General features: G+C 66.0%; 16 protein-coding genes. 4 read left to right on the top strand and 12 right to left on the bottom strand.

Going from position 1 to position 17,373, the window contains the following annotated elements; translation table 11 throughout:
- Positions 1-94 precede the first annotated feature (94 nt).
- Complete coding sequence (locus CJ177_RS30965; RefSeq protein WP_025432739.1) at positions 95-1,570, top strand: MFS transporter; 1,476 nt, start codon at positions 95-97, stop codon at positions 1,568-1,570.
- The gene (locus CJ177_RS30960; RefSeq protein ID WP_095869350.1) at positions 1,567-2,211 is read left to right on the top strand and encodes a TetR/AcrR family transcriptional regulator; all 645 of its coding nucleotides are present in this window, start codon (positions 1,567-1,569) and stop codon (positions 2,209-2,211) included. The genes CJ177_RS30965 and CJ177_RS30960 overlap by 4 nt, the downstream gene beginning before the upstream one ends.
- A 24-nt stretch (positions 2,212-2,235) precedes the next feature.
- Here the strand turns inward: CJ177_RS30960 and CJ177_RS30955 are convergent, their stop codons facing one another.
- The 4 genes from CJ177_RS30955 to CJ177_RS30940 form a co-directional block, all read right to left on the bottom strand.
- Entirely contained in the window at positions 2,236-2,637 is a 402-nt protein-coding gene (locus CJ177_RS30955; RefSeq protein WP_061045178.1) for a cupin domain-containing protein, read from the bottom strand.
- An 11-nt stretch (positions 2,638-2,648) separates the two neighbouring features.
- On the bottom strand, positions 2,649-3,533 hold the full coding sequence (locus CJ177_RS30950) for an aldo/keto reductase (RefSeq protein WP_095869349.1): 885 nt from the start codon (positions 3,531-3,533) through the stop codon (positions 2,649-2,651).
- 83 nt (positions 3,534-3,616) lie between these two features.
- Positions 3,617-5,047, bottom strand: a complete 1,431-nt coding sequence (locus CJ177_RS30945; RefSeq protein WP_095869348.1) for an MFS transporter — start codon at positions 5,045-5,047, stop codon at positions 3,617-3,619.
- A complete protein-coding gene (locus CJ177_RS30940) occupies positions 5,044-6,093 on the bottom strand; it encodes an alcohol dehydrogenase catalytic domain-containing protein (protein ID WP_095869347.1) in 1,050 nt (349 codons plus the stop codon). Before CJ177_RS30940 ends, CJ177_RS30945 begins: the two co-directional genes overlap by 4 nt.
- Before the next feature lie 101 nt (positions 6,094-6,194).
- Here CJ177_RS30940 and CJ177_RS30935 point away from each other — a divergent pair, with 101 nt between their 5' ends.
- Complete coding sequence (locus CJ177_RS30935; RefSeq protein WP_005242489.1) at positions 6,195-7,094, top strand: helix-turn-helix transcriptional regulator; 900 nt, start codon at positions 6,195-6,197, stop codon at positions 7,092-7,094.
- A gap of 73 nt (positions 7,095-7,167) precedes the next feature.
- On the opposite strand, the gene CJ177_RS30930 is transcribed toward CJ177_RS30935, so the two are convergent.
- The 8 genes from CJ177_RS30930 to CJ177_RS30890 all read right to left on the bottom strand — a co-directional run bounded on the left by CJ177_RS30930 (position 7,168) and on the right by CJ177_RS30890 (position 15,379).
- On the bottom strand, positions 7,168-7,992 hold the full coding sequence (locus tag CJ177_RS30930; RefSeq protein ID WP_005242491.1) for a bifunctional allantoicase/(S)-ureidoglycine aminohydrolase: 825 nt from the start codon (positions 7,990-7,992) through the stop codon (positions 7,168-7,170).
- A gap of 124 nt (positions 7,993-8,116) precedes the next feature.
- Positions 8,117-8,437, bottom strand: a complete 321-nt coding sequence (locus CJ177_RS30925; RefSeq protein ID WP_095869346.1) for a DUF202 domain-containing protein — start codon at positions 8,435-8,437, stop codon at positions 8,117-8,119.
- Positions 8,437-8,790 (bottom strand): YidH family protein, encoded by a 354-nt coding sequence (locus tag CJ177_RS30920; RefSeq protein WP_005242493.1) that lies wholly within the window; start codon positions 8,788-8,790, stop codon positions 8,437-8,439. The genes CJ177_RS30925 and CJ177_RS30920 overlap by 1 nt, the downstream gene beginning before the upstream one ends.
- On the bottom strand, positions 8,790-9,785 hold the full coding sequence (locus tag CJ177_RS30915) for a LysR family transcriptional regulator (RefSeq protein ID WP_005242494.1): 996 nt from the start codon (positions 9,783-9,785) through the stop codon (positions 8,790-8,792). The genes CJ177_RS30920 and CJ177_RS30915 overlap by 1 nt, the downstream gene beginning before the upstream one ends.
- 46 nt (positions 9,786-9,831) lie before the next feature.
- Complete coding sequence (locus CJ177_RS30910; RefSeq protein ID WP_005242495.1) at positions 9,832-11,025, bottom strand: acyl-CoA dehydrogenase family protein; 1,194 nt, start codon at positions 11,023-11,025, stop codon at positions 9,832-9,834.
- 24 nt (positions 11,026-11,049) lie between these two features.
- The gene (locus CJ177_RS30905; protein WP_043943937.1) at positions 11,050-12,243 is read right to left on the bottom strand and encodes a CaiB/BaiF CoA-transferase family protein; all 1,194 of its coding nucleotides are present in this window, start codon (positions 12,241-12,243) and stop codon (positions 11,050-11,052) included.
- Positions 12,244-12,248: 5 nt separating this feature from the next.
- The gene (locus CJ177_RS30900) at positions 12,249-13,595 is read right to left on the bottom strand and encodes an MFS transporter (RefSeq protein WP_095869345.1); all 1,347 of its coding nucleotides are present in this window, start codon (positions 13,593-13,595) and stop codon (positions 12,249-12,251) included.
- A gap of 1,358 nt (positions 13,596-14,953) precedes the next feature.
- Entirely contained in the window at positions 14,954-15,379 is a 426-nt protein-coding gene (locus tag CJ177_RS30890) for a pyridoxamine 5'-phosphate oxidase family protein (protein WP_025432742.1), read from the bottom strand.
- A 256-nt stretch (positions 15,380-15,635) separates the two neighbouring features.
- On the opposite strand from CJ177_RS30890, the gene CJ177_RS30885 reads away from it, so the two are divergent.
- Positions 15,636-17,348 (top strand): GAF domain-containing protein, encoded by a 1,713-nt coding sequence (locus CJ177_RS30885; RefSeq protein ID WP_095869344.1) that lies wholly within the window; start codon positions 15,636-15,638, stop codon positions 17,346-17,348.
- The last annotated feature ends 25 nt before the right edge of the window (positions 17,349-17,373 follow it).

Here is a 17,373-nt window from a genome sequence, read left to right as displayed (position 1 = left end):
CGGCAACAACGGACGCGATGTCGCGCTGACCCTCCGCTTCGAATGATAGATTCTCCGCATGCGGAGTGAACGCTCCGCTTTGTTGGGAGTATTCATGAAAACCGCTTCGCTGCGGACGCACTATCAGCTGACATTTGCCGTTCTCACTCTTGGTGTCGGTGCCTTTGCCCTTCTGCAGTCACTGTTGATGCCGGTGTTGCCCACCCTCGAGTCGGCGCTGGGTACGACACAGGCCGACGTCACGTGGGTGTTGACCGCCTACCTGTTGTCGGCGTCGATCTTCACTCCGGTCATGGGACGCCTCGGTGACATGCACGGGAAGAAGCGTCTGTTCGTCGTTGCACTCGTCGCACTGGCGGCGGGGTCTCTGCTCGCGGCCTTGGCTACGTCGCTGCCGGTGATGATCGCCGCGCGGGTGATCCAGGGAATCGGTGGCGGCGTGCTGCCGTTGGCGTTCGGCATCATCCGCGACGAGTTCCCGCAGGAGAAGGTGGTGGGAGCGGTTGGCGTCATCGCCGCGCTCACCGCTGTCGGCGCAGGTCTCGGCATCGTTCTTGCCGGTCCGATCGTGACCGTGCTGAGTTACCACTGGCTCTTCTGGATTCCGCTGATCATGGTCGTGCTGGCCGGGTTGGCCGCGCAGATCCTGGTCCCCGAGTCTCCCGTTCGCACCGCCGGGAAGATCAACTGGCTCACCGCACTGTTGCTGTCCGGGTGGCTGGTCGCGTTGTTGCTCGGTGTGAGTCAGGCGCCTGCGTGGGGTTGGGGTTCTCCGACCGTTGTCGGGCTGCTGGTGGCTGCCGCAGTCATCTTGGTGACGTGGGTGGTGGTTGAATCGCGATCCACCAACCCGCTGATCGACATGACGATGATGCGAATCCGCAGCGTCTGGGCCGCCAACCTGTTGGCGCTGCTGATGGGGGTCGGCATGTACGCCGCGTTCGGCTTCCTGCCGCAGTTTCTGCAGACGCCCGCGTCGGCCGGATATGGCTTTGGTTCGTCGGTCACCGAGTCGGGTCTGATGCTGCTGCCCGTGAGCGTGGGAATGTTCCTGCTCGGACTCGCCTCCGGCCGCCTGGCGGCTCGACTGGGTTCGAAAAACCTGCTGATCGCAGGGTCGATCGTCAGTGCGATCGGTTACTTCGTGGTGGCTCTTCTGCATGAGACCGAGATGGACATCTACCTCGCCACGTCCTTGGTCGGGATCGGTTTCGGCCTGGCCTTCTCGGCGATGTCGAATGTTGTCGTCGCCGCGGTGCCACCGGAACAAACCGGTGTCGCGAGCGGTATGAACGCCAACATCCGCACGATCGGGGGCTCGCTGGGCGCTGCATGCATGGCCAGCGTCGTCACCGCCGGGGCGTCCTCCGCGGGGGTTCCGCAGGAATCCGGCTACACCAACGGATTCATCATGCTGGGCGTGGCAGTTGGCCTCGGCGCCGTTGCGGCCCTGTTCATCCCGGCAGTGAAGCGGAACAAGACCACGAATCTCGAAGGGTCGCCCGAGCTGCGACACCCGGAACTCGCGATGGTTGCGGGAGGCACGCTGGTGGGCGGCGAATCCGAATGACGTCCAATGTGAGCGTTCAGGGGAGCGAAAAGGTTCTGCGTCGCGACGCCGCGGAGAATCGGCAACGGTTACTCGATGCGGCGGCGACCGTGTTCAGTGCGCGCGGCCTGGATGTGGGTGTCGACGAGATCGCCCGGGTCGCCGGCGTCGGCATCGGCACCCTGTACCGCCGGTTCCCCACCAAGGATGCGCTGATCAGTGAGCTCGTTCGCCAGGTGCTCGAAGACTTCCTCGCCCTGGCCCGTGATGCCGCGTCCGCGCCGGAGGGCGAGGGTCTGGAGCAGGTGCTCTACGGCAGCGGAGCCATCCTGGCGTCGAACCGCGGATGCTTGTCTCGCATGTGGAACGACGATCAGACAACAGTTCTGAGGAACGAATATCGGCGGATCCTTTTCGAGCTGTTGGCGCAAGCCAAGCAGCACGGCCGCATCCGTGAGGACGCCACCGACGCCGACCTGGATCTCATCTTCTGGTCCCTCCGCGGCGTCATCGCGACAACTCGCGGCGTTACCGACACAGGCTGGCGTCGGATCATGGCAGTCATGATCGCGGGATTGCGGCCCGGCGCGGACGACCTCGACGCGGCGCCGATGAGCGCCCAGGACGTCGCACAGGTCATGGATAATTTGTGGCCTCGGTAAGGTTCGGCGGGTGGCGAGGGGTCACTACCCCGTCAGGTATTCCTCGTCGGTGACGTGTTCGAGCCACGTCGTGGTGGTGGCCGGATCGTCGGCGTTGTCGAGCATAGCAAGGTGTTCCATGAACGAGTCGGCGCTTGCTCCGTGCCAATGTTGTTCGTTCGGTGGGCAGTAGAGGGTTTGACCGGCGTGTGCTTCGACCTTCTGGCCGCCGCGGGACCGTACCCAGGCAGTTCCTTGGGTGATGTGCAGGGTCTGGCCGTGGGCGTGCGAGTGCCACGCGGTGCGGGCGCCGGGTGCAAAACGCACTTTCGCCACTACCAGTCGCTGACCGGGTTCGCGGGGAAAGGCGATGCGGTCGAGCCAGACGTCACCCGTGAATTGCTCGGGCGGGTTCTTCGTCGTCGGAGTGTGGGGATCAATCTGCATTGCTGTACTCCTCAGGGTTCGGGGATTTCGAGGCCGAATGTCTCGCGGGTGATGTCCTCCGGTTCCGGGCCGCCGCGCACACCCGTGTCGAGAGCGTCGATCGCGGCGAGTTGATCGGCGGTGAGCTCGAAGTCGAAGACGTCGAAGTTTTCGGTGATACGCGAAGGGGTGACCGATTTCGGGATCACCTGGCGGCCCTGCTGCAGGTGCCATCTCAGCATCGTCTGCGCCGGTGTCTTGCCGTGCGCCGCTGCGATGTTCCCGATGGTGGGATCGTCGAGTGTGGAGCCGTGGGAGCCGCCGCGGTAGAAGGTGATCCCACCGATCGGGGACCATGCCTGGGACAGGATCCCGTGTTCGGCGTTGGCGGTGAGCACGTCGGATTGACGGAAGTACGGGTGTACCTCGATTTGGTTGACCGCCGGCACCACCGAGGTTTCGTCCCGCAGTCGCGTGAGGTGGTGGGACATGAAGTTGCTGACACCGATGGCGCGGACGCGGCCGTCCCCGAGCAGCGTCTCGAGCGCTTTGTAGGCCTCGACGGTGAGGGTGAACTCGCCGGGCAGTGCCTGGTGCAGAATCAGGAGGTCGATCTGATCGATGCCGAGTTTGCGGGCGCTCTTGTCGAAGGCGTGCAGCGTCGCGTCGTAGCCGTAGTCGGTGATCCAGATCTTGGTCTCGATGAAGATGTCCGAGCGATCGATGCCCGAACGGCGTATGGCTTCGCCGACCTCGCGTTCGTTCTGATAAGCAGCGGCGGTGTCGATGTGCCGGTATCCGGTCTCCAATGCCGCCTCGACCGCTGCAACGGTGTCATCGGGCGGCGTCTGGTACACACCGAAACCCAGTGCCGGCATCGTGATTTCGTTGTTCAAGGTCAATTGAGGGATGGTCATGTTTCAACCTTAGGTTCGGTCAGCGCGCGCTGGGAGTGCCTGTCGAACCAGGTACCGGCAGTACCTGGTTCGACCAGCGGATTTCATGGGGCGGGTCGGAGCGGAGCCGAACCCGAACTGCGGTGCCGTGCGGCGGGCACGATCACCGTGAGGACGACGACCAGCGCGACGACGAGCAGTACGGTGCCGCCGGTGAGCGCGGTGCCGACGTGGTCGGTCACCGCCGCCGGTCCGTCGAGGTTGCTGCCTGTGTTTGCCGAGAGTGCGACGAGGACGCCCAACCCGAGTGCCATTCCGAGTTGGTGCGCTGTGTTGACCAGTCCGGATGCCGCGCCGGCGTCCGCCGAATCGACACCGGCGATTCCTGCGTTCGTCAGCGGCCCGAACGCCAGACCTTGCCCGGCGCCCACCAGGATCATCGGCAGTGCAACGTCTACGAGATACGTATCGAGTGGGTCGATGCGACTCAGCCATGCCATGCCGGCCAGCGTCAGCGCCGTCCCGGTAGCGAGGAGTGCCCCGTTCGAGAGCCGGGCGCTCAGCCGGGGAACCATGAGCGCGACGACGAAGTTGACGAGGGTCATCGGCAGGAAGCCGAGTCCTGCTTGCAGTGGGGAGAAGCCGAACCCGTCCTGGAGCAGTTGGGTGGTGAAGTAGAAGAACCCGATCATCGCCCCGAGGTACAGCAGTCGAGCGGTATAGGCGCCGCTGCGTTCGCGACTGCGGAACAACCGTAGCGGCAGGATCGGCTGCTGCACCCGGCCCTCGTGAACGACCAACCCGATCAGCAGGACGGCCCCGAGTGCCAGAGCGATCTGTACCCGTGCCGATCCCCAACCGGCCTCGGCGGATTCGATGATCCCGAAGATCACGGCACCCATGCCGAGTGTCGCACCGAGAGCACCGATTACGTCGAACCGTCCGGTTCGACGTGGGGTTTCGGTGAGCACGGTGCTGGACCAGACGATCAAGGCGACCGCGATCGGGACGTTGACCAGGAACGCCGCTCGCCAGGAGATCCACTCGGTGAGCGCGCCTCCGACCAGAAGGCCGAGGCTGGCGCCGATACCGGCCGTTGCTGCGTACCAGGCAACGGCCTTGTTGCGGGCCTCGCCGTCGAAATAGGTCGTGATCAACGCCAACGAGGTCGGCGCGACGATCGCAGCACCTATTCCCTGCACCGCGCGGGCGGCGATCATCCACCATCCCGCCGGCGCGAGCCCGATGAGCAAGGACGCGGTACCGAAAATCGCGAGACCGATCCTGAACAGTCGGCGCCGCCCCACGATGTCCCCCGCGCGGGCGGCCATCAGGAGCAGGCCACCGAACACCAGAGTATAAGCGTCCTGAACCCACGACAGCGCCGCCGGTGACAGTTCGAGCCCGGATCGGATGCTCGGTAACCCGGTGAAAATCACCGAGTTGTCCAGCAACACCATGAAATAGCTCGCCAGGATGATTCCCAGAATCGCGGCCGGGGTGGCCGCGGTGCGACCGGAAACAGCTGTGGTCACGGCCGGACCGCGACCTTGAGCGCGTCGCGGGAATCCATCGCGGCGTAGCCCTCCGGCGCCTGACCGAGACCGACGGTCCGGTCGAACACCTTCCCCGGCTGGACAGTGCCGTCCAGGACTGCCGGAAGCAGCTGCTCGATGTAGGCGCGCACCGGCGCCGGACCACCGGTCAGGGTGATGTTCGGCCCGAACAGGCTCCCGAACCCGACGGGCGCGTCCTCGTACTGGGGCACCCCCACACGGCTGATCACTCCGCCCGCGCGGACGACGCCCACGGCCTGATCGTAAGCGGGCCGGTGACCGACCGCCTCGAGGACGACCGCGCTGCCCAGTCCGCCGGTCAGCTCACGAACCTTCGCGATCCCCGCCTCGCCACGCTCGGCAACCACATCGGTCGCACCGAACTCGCGACCGAGGTCGGTCCGCACCCGGTGCCGCCCCATCAACACGATCTGCTCGGCACCGAGCCGGCGAGCCGACAGCACCGCTAACAATCCCACCGCCCCGTCACCGATCACCGTCACGACACTGCCCTCGCCGACGCCGCCGCGGACCGCGGCATGCCAGCCGGTGCCGTACACGTCCGACAACGTCAGCAAGGAGTCGAGCAGCGCATCGTCGGCGTCCTCGCCCACCGGCACCTTCACAAGCGTGCCGTCGGCCAGCGGCACCCGGACCGCCTCGGCCTGACCACCCGCCGTGCCCAACGAGGCGTCATTCCAGAACCCGCCGCGCACACACGAGGTCTGCAGACCCGCGGCGCAGAACACGCACGTGCCACACGACACCGCGAACGGCGCGATGACGAAGTCACCGACCCGCAACGTCCTCACATCCGAACCGATCGCTTCGACGACACCGATGAACTCGTGGCCCATCGACCTGCCCTCGGGACCGACGGCCATGGAGTGATAGGGATGCAGGTCGCTGCCACACACGCAGGCCCGCACGATCCGGACCAGAGCGTCGGTCGACGACTGGATGGTGTGATCAGGAACATCGATGACGCGGACATCGCCCGCGCCGAACATGTACGTCGCTTTCATGCCATCCAGTTGACCTCCATTCCGGCCGCCCGGGGAGTCACGGACGTTCCGGGTACTGCCAGTACCTCCCACATCCGGCGGCCACTGCCTACCGTGGACTCATGAGTTCGATCGACCTGCGCACCGAAATCCGCGAGTTCCTCAGCACGCGGCGCGCACGCATCACCCCGGAGCAGAGCGGACTACCCGTGTACGGCGGCAACCGCCGTGTCAAAGGCCTGCGCCGCGAAGAGGTCGCCATGCTCGCCGGTGTCTCGGTCGACTACTACGTCCGCATGGAACGCGGGAACCTCGCCGGCGCCTCCGACAGCGTCCTCGACGCCCTGGTCGTCGCCCTGCAACTCGACGACGCCGAACGCGACCACCTCTTCGCCCTCGCCCGCCAATCGCAAGCAAGCGCCACCCGCCGCCCCCGCACCCCGGCGGTGACCGTCCGCCCGGCAATTCAGCAAGTACTCGACGCCATCACCGACGCGCCTGCCTGGATCCGCAACGGCCGCCACGACATCATCGCCATGAACGACCTCGCCCGCGCCCTCTACTCCCCCGTGCTCGCCGACCCCCGCCGCCCCGCCAACACCACGCGATTCGTCTACCTCCACCCCCAGGCCGCCGAAGAATTCTTCGTCGACTACGACACCATCGCCAGGGACGCCGCCGCCATGCTCCGGCTCGAAGCAGGCCGCAACCCCCACGACAAAGCACTCATCGCACTGGTCGGGGAACTGTCCACCCAAAGCGAACTCTTCCGCCAGCGCTGGGCGTCACAAGACGTCCGCTTCCACCGCAGCGGGCGAAAACGCCTGCGCCACCCCGCCGTCGGACAACTCGACCTCGACTTCGAAGCACTCGAACTGCCCTCCGAACCCGGTCTACAACTCAACATCTACACCGCAGCCGCCGGCACACCCACCGCCGACGCCCTCAAACTCCTCGCATCCTGGTTGGCCAGCCAGGAACCACTCGGCACCGAACACACCGCTCCCAGCAGACCACATTGACCCCTGCGCACAGCGGATCGGAATGCCGCCATCCTTGCGATAACGACAGGGGCACGCAGGATCCTGACCACGTTCAGGAGAGTCCGAGCTGGAGGCCGGCGTGCCGGTTGGTGTCCTTGTAGAGCAGATAGCGGAATCGACTCGGCCCGCCCGCGTAGCACGCCTGGGGGCAGAAGGCACGCAACCATAGGAAGTCGCCCGCTTGTACTTCGACCCAATCCTTGTTGAGCAGATACACAGCCTTTCCCTCGAGTATGTACAGACCGTGTTCCATGACGTGCGTCTCGGGGAACGGGATCGCACCTCCCGGTTCGAAGGACACGATGTTGACGTGCATGTCGTGGCGGATGTCGGTCGGATCGACGAACCGCTGGGTCTTCCATGCCCCATTCGTGTCGGGCATCTCGACGCCGGCGACATCTTGCTCCCGGGTCACGAAAGACTCGGGCACCTCGATACCGTCGACCTGCTGATAGGTCTTGCGGATCCAGTGGAACGTCGCGGTGGCCGGACCGTGGTTGTGCAGGGTCCACCGGGCGCCGGGAGCGAGGAAGGCGTAGCCACCCGCATCCAGCACATGCTCGACCCCGTCGATTGTGAGAGTCAGCGCACCGTCGACAACGAACACGACGGCCTCGGCGCCCGGATCGGCATCGGGACGGTCACTGCCGCCACCAGACGACACCTCGACGATGTACTGCGAGAACGTCTCCGCGAATCCGGACAACGGCCGCGCCAGCACCCACGCCCTGGTCCCGTTCCAGTGCGGCAGCAGACTGGCGGTGATATCGCTCATCGTGCGACGCGGCAGGACCGCGTAGGACTCCGTGAAGACCGCGCGGTCGGTGGTCAGGTCGGTTTGCGGCGGCAGGCCGCCTCGCGGAACGAAGTAGTTCATGCTTTCCTAATCGGGTTGTCGGGCCGGGGACAGTCGCGTGCCACCGGTGGTGTCGATCTTCCGCCTGTGGACGCCACACGAGAATATTCGTGCGGAGGGTGGTGGCTGCACCCGAGTCCGGGCGTCAGTGCGCAAGAACCCACAGTCCAGTGAGGCTCAGCACGACGATGCTCACGGCCAGGAGAGCTCCCGCGCCGAGGGCCGGTGTTGCGGACTCTGTCGCAAATCGCGTCATCCGGTGGGACCGTGACCGATGCTCGTGAACCGTGACTCCGGAAACGAGTGCGCCGACGATCACCGGTCCGACCAGCGCTGTGGAGCTGCTGGACGGAAGCCAACGCAGGCAGGCCACTACCAACCCGAGTATCGACACACTCGTCCGCGCGAAGGACAGCGAGGTGCGCTCGGGCTGAAGTCCGGCGTCGGTCGACCGAGTCGCGACCATCAGAACCTCAGAACTTCGATGACCAAGACGGATGCGCAGATGACGAGCACCACACCTACGACCGGTGCCATTACCGGAACCGGCAGCGTGCGGCCCGTCCGCAGTGCTCGCTCGGCACTGATCCACTGGACGAACGACGCGACCGCGACGACGGCACCCGAGATGAGGAGCAGTGCGGCCAAACCCGTACGAACGGCAGGCGGGAGCAGACTGCCACCGAAGGCCTCGACCCCGAGCCCGGAGGCGACGAATGCCGTGGCCGTGCGCATCCAGGCCAGGTAGGTGCGTTCGTTTGCGAGCGTGAAGCGCGGGTCGGGGTCCTTTCCGGAACGGAACGGTGTCCAGTTCGGCATCAGGTGCCAGGTCCTTTCCGAGCGCGGTGTCTGTTCATTTCCCCTTCGGACTGTTCCGTCAGGGCGGCGTCGAGAAGCGACGCGCCTGCTTCCTCCAGTTCGGCGATCCGCGCGTTGCGCCGTGCCAGGTCCGCGTGGCTCTGGACGGCGAAGCTCCGTGCGGCGGGGGTCAAGGCCCCGGGGCGGTGAACGATGCCGAACGGCGTCCGGATCTCCGGATCCGTTTCGACGACGACCGCACCCAACCGGTGAGCTGCCGTCGCCATCCGCAGCGGCAGCAGTGCGCTGACCGCACCGTTGAGGACCAGCGTCATCTGCGCGTGCCGGTTCGGCATCTGCGCCCGGACCAGTGGAATCACCGACTCTCGTCGCAGCACCGAGGCGACGATGTCGTTCTCGCGTAGCGCCGAGTTGCTCACCACGAGCGGCACACCCTCGAGCCGCCGCAGCTCGAACGGCCCGTCCGGGGTGGGGGTCCCGGGAGGCATCACCAGCAGCAGCCTCTGGTCCCCCAGTTCCACCCGCTCGAGGTTCTCCGTCGGAACGGGAAAGGTGGTGAAGCCGAGTTCGCAGTGCCCGGCAAGCACCTCGTCGCAGAGTTCCCTGGCGCCGGGGAACTCCAACAGTTCGATCCGGATCTCGGGGTAGAGACTCGTGAACGAGGCACTCCACGCGGCGACCGCCTCGCTGGACATCTCCGGCATCGTGCCGATCGTGACGGACCCGACCTGCAGTTCACGAGCCCCGCGCATGATGTCCTGCGCGGCGACGAGGTCGCCGAGCACTTTGCGGGCAGGCTCCACCAGCAGCCGGCCCGCGGGGTTGAGCACGAGATTTCGGCCGGTCCGGTGAAACAGGCTCAGCTTCAGCTCACGTTCGAGCTGACGGATGCCCTGTGAGAGCGACGCCTGCGCGACGTGCAGGTGTTGAGCCGCCCGGTTCACACCCTGGTGCTCGACAACGGCAAGGAAGTACTCGAGTTGTCGGATGTCCATGGCCTCATCCTTCCCTCCGCCCCGGCGGACCGGCACTCCTTCCGTGTCAGACGCGGTAGGAGTCGGGCAGTGTCCCGTCGACGCCGACCTGTGTGATCATGGCCTTGGCGAGGTTCCGCTCGTGGATCGGCGAGGATCCCTCGTAGATGCGGAGTGCACGAACGTCACGCCACATCCGCGGCACGGGGTGCGAACCGACGATGCCCTCACCGCCCAGTAGCTGAACGCAACGGTCGGCGACCCGGCTCGCCATCTCGGAGCTGTACAGCTTGGCGGCGGCGATACGGTGGCGTGGGATGTCGCCCTCGTCGAAGGCTCGCGCACTCTCCACTGTCAGTGCACGCCCGGCCTCGAGTTCGGCGAAGCTGGCTCCGAGTGTCGCCTGAACCGCGCCGAGATCCGCCAGCGGAGCACCGAACTGTCTGCGGCCGTTGGCATGTGAAGTCGTCTCTTCCAACATGCGAGTGGCCTGGCCGACACAGGTCGCGGCGACGTGCAAGCGGGCATGGTTGATACCGCGCAGTGCCATCGTCAGCCCGGCGCCTTCGATGCCCCCGAGGAGGTTCGCTGCGGGCACCTCGACTCTGTCGAAGTAGATCTCGCCGACCGGCGCCTCGGCGTGCCCGTTCATGATCGTGGGCAGGACCGTCCGCACGCCGGGCGAGGCGGCGTCCACGATGAGGGCTGACACCCCGCCGGCGCCCTCGTCGGATTCGTCGGTCCGCGCGAAGACGATGAACGCGTCCGCCCAGGCAGCGTTCGTGATGTAGCGCTTGCTTCCGTCGAGCAGGTACACGTCGCCTCGACGCACGGCGGTGGTGCGCAGGTGGGCCGCATCCGAGCCGGCCACTTCCTCGGTGAGGGCGAAGGCCGTGACCAACTCGCCTGCGGCCATGGCGGGAAGCATCCGCCGGCGCTGGTCCTCGGTGCCGTGGTCGAGGATCGCCTGCGAGCACAGTCCGATCACGGTCGAGAAGCGTGACCGGTAGACGCACGACGCACGGGTGAATTCGAAGGTGAGCTGTACCTGCTGCTCCATCGACCATTCGAGGCCGCCGTACGCACGGGGGATGGAGATGCCGAACAGGCCGAGTGCCGCCATCCGGTCGAGGATTCGGGCGGGAACCTCACCCGCCTCGACCATCTCGTTCTCAGCCGGGACGAGTTCGTTTTCGGTGAAGTCGGCAATTGCCTTCAGGTAGGTGGGGAAGTCGTAGTCGAAGACCTCTGGGTCGATCATGTTGGGAACCTTTCGAAGTAGGTGTCAGTTGAGTGCGGAGTCGCCGACAACGCAGCTGTCGAGCAGTCCAGCCACTTCGTCGTCCGAGTAGCCGAGTTCATGCAGGACGGCCGAGGTGTGCTGCCCGGTGGTCGGCGCGGCGACCGACGTGGTGCGGCGACGGCCGTCGAGTGTGAAAGCCAGCCCAGGACTGGTGAACGACGCGCCGTCGGCTCCGGCGACGTCGACGAGGACCCCGGAAGTCACGACATCCTTGTCCTCGGCCAGGTCGTCGAAGGATCGTATTGCGCCGCATACGATCTGGGCGGACAGCAACCGCTCGACGGCCTGATCGCGCGTCATCGTGCCGAACGCTTCGGAGAGAGTCGCCAAGAGTGCGGGCCGGTGCGCGACGCGTGCCGGGTTGTCGACGAACCGCGGATCGTCGATCATGTCCGGGCGATCGATGAGATGACACAGCGCAGACCACTTTTCGTCCGTGTAGGCCGAGAGCACGATCTTTCCGTCCGTCAGGGTGACGACATCCGCAGCCGGTGCGGCGTGCGCCTGGCCGTTCCCCTTGCGCCGCGGTGCCTGCCCCGTGATCGTGTACTCCCCCCAGTTCGCCGCCTGCATCGCCAATGTCGCCTCCATCAGCGAGGTCTGAACGTGCGCGCCCCGACCGGTGGAAGTTCGTTGGTACAGCGCGGCGAGGATGCCGGTGGCGAGTGCATTGGCCGCTGTGACGTCGGCGGCGGGCAGCCCCAGCCGTTGCGGCTCCCCGTCCGCTTCCCCGGTGACGTGCATCAGCCCGAACTCTGCCTGTGCTGCGATGTCGAGTCCCGGACGGGCGCTCGAGGGCCCGTTGACCCCGAATCCGGTCACGCTTCCGTGCACGAGTCGGGGATAACGGCGGCTCAACTCGTCCGCTCCGATTCCCAGACGTTCGGCGGAGCCGTTGCGGAAATTCTGAACCAGCACATCGGCTTCGGCCAGCAACCGGTGGAGAATCACCCGGGCTTCGTCTCGGCTCAGATCGAGGGCGATGCTGCGTTTGTCCCTGTTGTAGGCCTGCACCATCGCTTCGCCGAACGTACCGATACTCCGAGCCTGATCGCCGCGCAAGCTCTCGACTTTCAGGACGTCCGCGCCGAGATCCGCGAGGGTCTGACAGGCGCTGGGTCCTGCGATGTACTGGCCGAGGTCGAGTACCCGGATGCCGGTGAGAGGTCCACGCATGGTGCTCACCGCGCCTTTCGCGCTGCGTATTCGGCGGTCAGATTCTCGAGCCTGGCCTTGGCCCTCTCGGGGTTGAGCATCACGCCACCGACGACACCGAGCACGCACACCGTGATGCCGACGAACATGAAACCGGTCGAGTAGCCCTGCGCCGCGCTGGGTGCATGCTCGATGATCAGTCCGAGGGCGTACGGGGCAACGATGCCCGCGACGCTGTAGGCGGCGATGATGCAGCCGAAGAACGCCACCCGCTGCCGGGCCGGCAGGAAGTCGGACGCACCGGCAAAGGCGACGGAGAACGCGACACTGTTGACCGCAAACGCGGCAATGACGAATATCAGCTGCAACGGTCCCGGCGCGAGTTGGGTGAAGATCACCATCGAGATGCCTCCGACCAGCAGATACGCACCGGTGAGGTAGCCGCGCGCGACCCGTGAGCTGTAGCCCTTCCGGAGCAGCCGGCCGGACAACAGGCCCGCCGAGAGCAGGACGGCAACCGCGACGATGTACGGCAATGTCACCAGCGTGCCGACGGTGCTCGCCGAGTACCCGAGCCCTTCGTTCATGTACGCGGGCAGCCACGCCACCTTGAGCGAGGAGATGAGGTAACCGGCGAACGAGAGGAGAACCAGGCCCCAGAAACTCTGCAACGTCAGCAGGCGGCGGAAGGGAACCACGATCTTTCCGTTGGGGTCTTCGATCTTCGCGACGCCCTCGACCGCAGCCTCGGTCCGCTTGAACGGCAATTTCTCGGTGTACCAGAACCACCCGATCACCCACAGCACGCCCAGGGCAACGAGGACAGCGAACGCGGCGTGCCAGGTCCAGGTCAGGATCACCCATGTCAGCACGGGGGCGGCCACCAGCGGGCCCACCGAGGAGCCGGCGTTGACGAGGGCGCCGGCCGTCGCCCTCTTGTCAGGCGCAAAGCGGTCGGCGACGATCGACTGACACAGCGCGTGCGCGGGACCTTCGAAGAAGCCCAATGCAATTCGGCACACGAGGAGCACGCCGAACGACGTCTGAACGGTCAGGGGCAGCATGCTGACAATCCAGGTCACCATCAGCAGTCCGGCACCCCAGGTGTACGAGATCTTGCGGAGTACCGCGGTCAGGGTGACCGCACCGACGGCGAACAGCCAAAAGAAGGCACTGCTGAGCAACCCATACTGACCTGCGGTGATTCCGAGGTCGTCACGGATCTGGTGGCTCGCCAGTCCGATCGCGGCTTTGTCGGCAAAGTTCAGCGTGAAGAACAGGAACAGCAGGACGACAATGCCCCATGCACGCCGGCTCGCCGGGCGCAGCCGCCGATGTCCGGTGTCGCCCGGACTGGTTTCGATCGTCACCATGAATATCCTCCGGAAGTGTGAGCGCTCAGGCTGTGGATTGCCCCGACGGCAGCCGCGACGGAGCGTCAGGAGCGGTACCAACAGCACAGCCGAGTAGCGGCGCGGCATCAACCGGCAATTCGCGGTCGGACCATACGGTTTTGCCTATAGGTTCTGGTCAGGTACGTCCGGCGAGCCGGAACCGGGGCCACAACGACGGGCAGACCGGGGCACTGCCGACGCGTGCCCCAGTGGGTTACGTCGCCAGCATGGACGTGCGGCAGATGGAGTATCTTCTTGCAGTCGTGGACAACGGCGGCGTCGACAGAGCGGCCGAGGCCTTCGACATTGCCGCACTCTCGGACATGTCGACCGATCCCCTGTCGGTGTGGGTCGCGCGCTTCCGTAGCTACCGAGTTTGTGGGAGATGATCACCCGTGGCACGTACTCCAGCCTTTGGCCGCCGCGGGGATTGAGGCCCCGCGCGGCTGCGGATGGACCGGTCCCAAGCAGGCTGACCGTATGTTGCCCGCGTCGATCCATAACGGCGGTGGGGGGTCTCGATCCAGTTGGGGGGTGGGAACGAAGTACATGACCTCGCCGACCGGGGTGCGGCAGACTTTCCTCGCCCCCCGGGTGGTGTCCCTTATCGAGGGTTTGCCCGATCCGCACCGACCCCCACACGCGGAACGGGTGGCCTGCCATCCGGCCCATCGGGGAGGTGCTCGGACCCGTCGACGTTTCGCGTCCCGGTCTCGACGACCACGCGGCGGGTTCACTGCCGAGAAGGCACGCCGAGACAACGAAACCACTCCGGGGAAGTCATCGGCGTTACCCCAGCGCCGCCGGTTCTCGATGGGTCGGCGGAAAGGACTTTGTCCCCTAGTCTGCCCGTCGCGTGGATAGGAACACTGATGGTGACCGGGTGCGGTGCCCGCGCCTTGGGTACCGCTCGGCGACATCTGTGCGACTGAGAGTACCCACATGACACGCCTGCAGGCTTCTTCGGTGAGCGCACCGCATCACTCGATTCCCACCCGCCGAGCACTGAGCACACCGGAGATCCTTCAACGGATCCAGGCGATGTTCGCTGATGGAGACGACCCCGGGCCGGCTGGCAGCAACGAGAAGCCGTCGCCTATCTGACAGGCAAGTGTTCCCGCCGAGCCGATCCAGTGGCCCGATCCCAGCCCGCTGGGCCCGTGGTGCCGGCCCCCTGCTCTCGTGAGCCTTGCTGCCGTCGCTGTTCGACACACTCCCACAACGGCACACAGCCCCGGGTGAACTGGTGAGCCTTTCGCGAGGCCGAAGCGGACTCCGACGGTGGTGGTGGTCTCCCGATTCGAAGGACATCTCACCGGGATGCAGGAACAGAGGCCCTACCGCTGGTCGCCTGCCGGCCGGGGCAGGGTCAGCCGTCGCCCCGTGACGTACTCGATGTCGAGGACGAGGTAACCATCAGAGGGCTGGATCGTCCACGGGGAGATGCCCGAGTGGTCGAACGCGGACAGATACTCCGAGCCTGTGGCGGTGCGGGCGTGGCCGAGAACGACCACGCTCCATCCGGCACGGGTTCCCGACTCGACGTGGCCGGCCTCGAACGCCACGAACGTCCGATCGAGGCGGTCGAACCAGACCTCGTTCTCGGTCGCAATGATGATCTCGGAGTGGGGGGCGGCGAAAGTCACCAGCCGCACCGCAGGCAGGGCGTCCTCGGTGTAGAGCAGACGACCCGTGGGTACCGACCGCAACGCGTGGGCGCATTCGGTCGGGGTCAGGGTGCCGTCACGGCCGGAGGTACTCATCACGCTGTGGTCTTCTTTCCAGGCGCGACGGTCGGGGTTCGTGCGTCTACTTCCTCAGCATGACCCTTCCTTCTTCGAATGGTTAGAGTCCTAAGTCGTTGCTGTCGCTCAGAGTCACCAATGGCGCATCGTCCGCCCGTGGCCGAGTTTGACCTCGACCAAAAGGGGATATCCTCGGGTGCACGGCGGCGCTGCCGGCTGCGCCCGGGTTTGTACGGCGGGGCGCGTCACGAGGCGGCGCAGAAAGCTGGTGACGATGCCAGGCGACGACGAATCACTCCTGCTCGACACTCTCTCGCGGATACGGTTACGAGAGATGCTGACCGAGATGCAGGACCGCATCGAGCAGATGACCGCCTCCCGAGAGCAGTTCGACGGACTACTCGAGGCGATGCTCACCGTCTCGTCCGGGCTGGACCTCGCAGCGACACTGCGGCGGACCGTCGACGCGGCCATCAGGCTGGTCGACTGCCGATATGGGGCACTCGGCGTGCTCAACGACAGCGGAGACCGATTGCAGGAATTCATCTATGCCGGCATCGACGAGCACACACGTCTACTGATCGGGGATTTGCCCACCGGGCACGGACTGCTCGGTCTGCTCATCGACCGCCCCGCACCGCTGCGCCTGGACGACATCGCCGGGCACACCGCTTCTGTGGGGTTTCCCCAACATCACCCGCCGATGCGCACCTTCCTCGGCGTGCCGATCCGCGTCCGCGGGCAGGTCTACGCCAACCTGTATCTCACCGAAAAGGACGGGAGCCATTCCTTCACCGAGGACGACGAAATTCTCGTGCAGGCCCTCGCCGCGGCGGCGGGGATCGCCATCGACAACGCCCGCCTATTCGAACAAGCCCGGGAGCGCCAGCAGTGGCAGCAGGCCACCAGCGAGATCCGCGGTGAACTGCTCGCCGCCATCGACCCGAGCGAGGTGCTCGATCTGATCGCCCGTCGGGCCCGCCACCTGGCCGGCGCCGACCACGTCCTGATCGCCCGACCCGATGACCTCGACCAAGAGTCCGCCGACGTCACCACCCTCACGGTCACCGCGTACGCAGGGAACGACCCGAGCGTGCACGGTATGCGGATCGGCGTCGACGACACCGTCACAGGTCGGGTCTACCGCACCGGGAAGCTGATCCAGGTGCCGGACATGAGCGACGCCGGACGGCACGGTCCGGCCCTGCTGCTGCCGCTGCGGGTGTCCGCGGACGCGGTGACCGGGATACTCGCCCTCATCCGCACCCTCGGCCGAGAACCGTTCGGCGACCGCCAACTCCCCCTGGCCGCCGCCTTCGCCGACCAGGCCGCCCTCGCGCTGAAACTGGCCGACGATCAACGCCAGCTGGCCGCCATGTCACTGATCGCCGACCGGGACCGGATCGCACGTGACCTGCACGACCACGTCATCCAACGGTTGTTCGCGCACGGACTGCATCTGCAAAGCGCCCACTCGCGGACTCGCATCCCCGAGGCCCGGCGCCGGTTGTCGGACATGATCGACGACGTCCAGGACATCATCACCGACGTCCGCACCGCTATCTTCGATCTGCATGGCGGCGGGGACGACGGGTTCGCGCTGCGCCCGGCGCTGACCGCGATCATCACCGAACAAACCGGTGAGAGCGGGTTGCGGACCACGGTGCGCATGTCCGGGCCGATGAACGTGATCACCGGACCACTCGCCGACCATGCCGAAGCAGTGCTACGGGAAGCGCTCAGCAACGTCGCACACCACGCCCACGCCCACCACGTGGACGTCACCGTCTCCGTCGACGACGACCTCACCATCTGCGTCGCCGACGACGGAATCGGACTGCCCGACACCATCGCCCGCAGCGGCCTCCACAACCTCACCGCCCGCGCCCAACAGGCCGGCGGCACCTGCACCGTCGCCACCCTCGACACCGGCGGGACCCGACTGACCTGGTCCGCACCGCTCCCAGAAGTGTCAGAAGCAACCTGAATGTAAAGTTTCGGCGATCGATGTC

The sequence above is a fragment of the Rhodococcus sp. ACPA1 genome (genome assembly GCF_002300195.1).
In the GTDB taxonomy this organism is placed as follows: domain Bacteria; phylum Actinomycetota; class Actinomycetes; order Mycobacteriales; family Mycobacteriaceae; genus Rhodococcus_F; species Rhodococcus_F opacus.
This window is presented reverse-complemented; position numbering and strand designations above follow the sequence as displayed.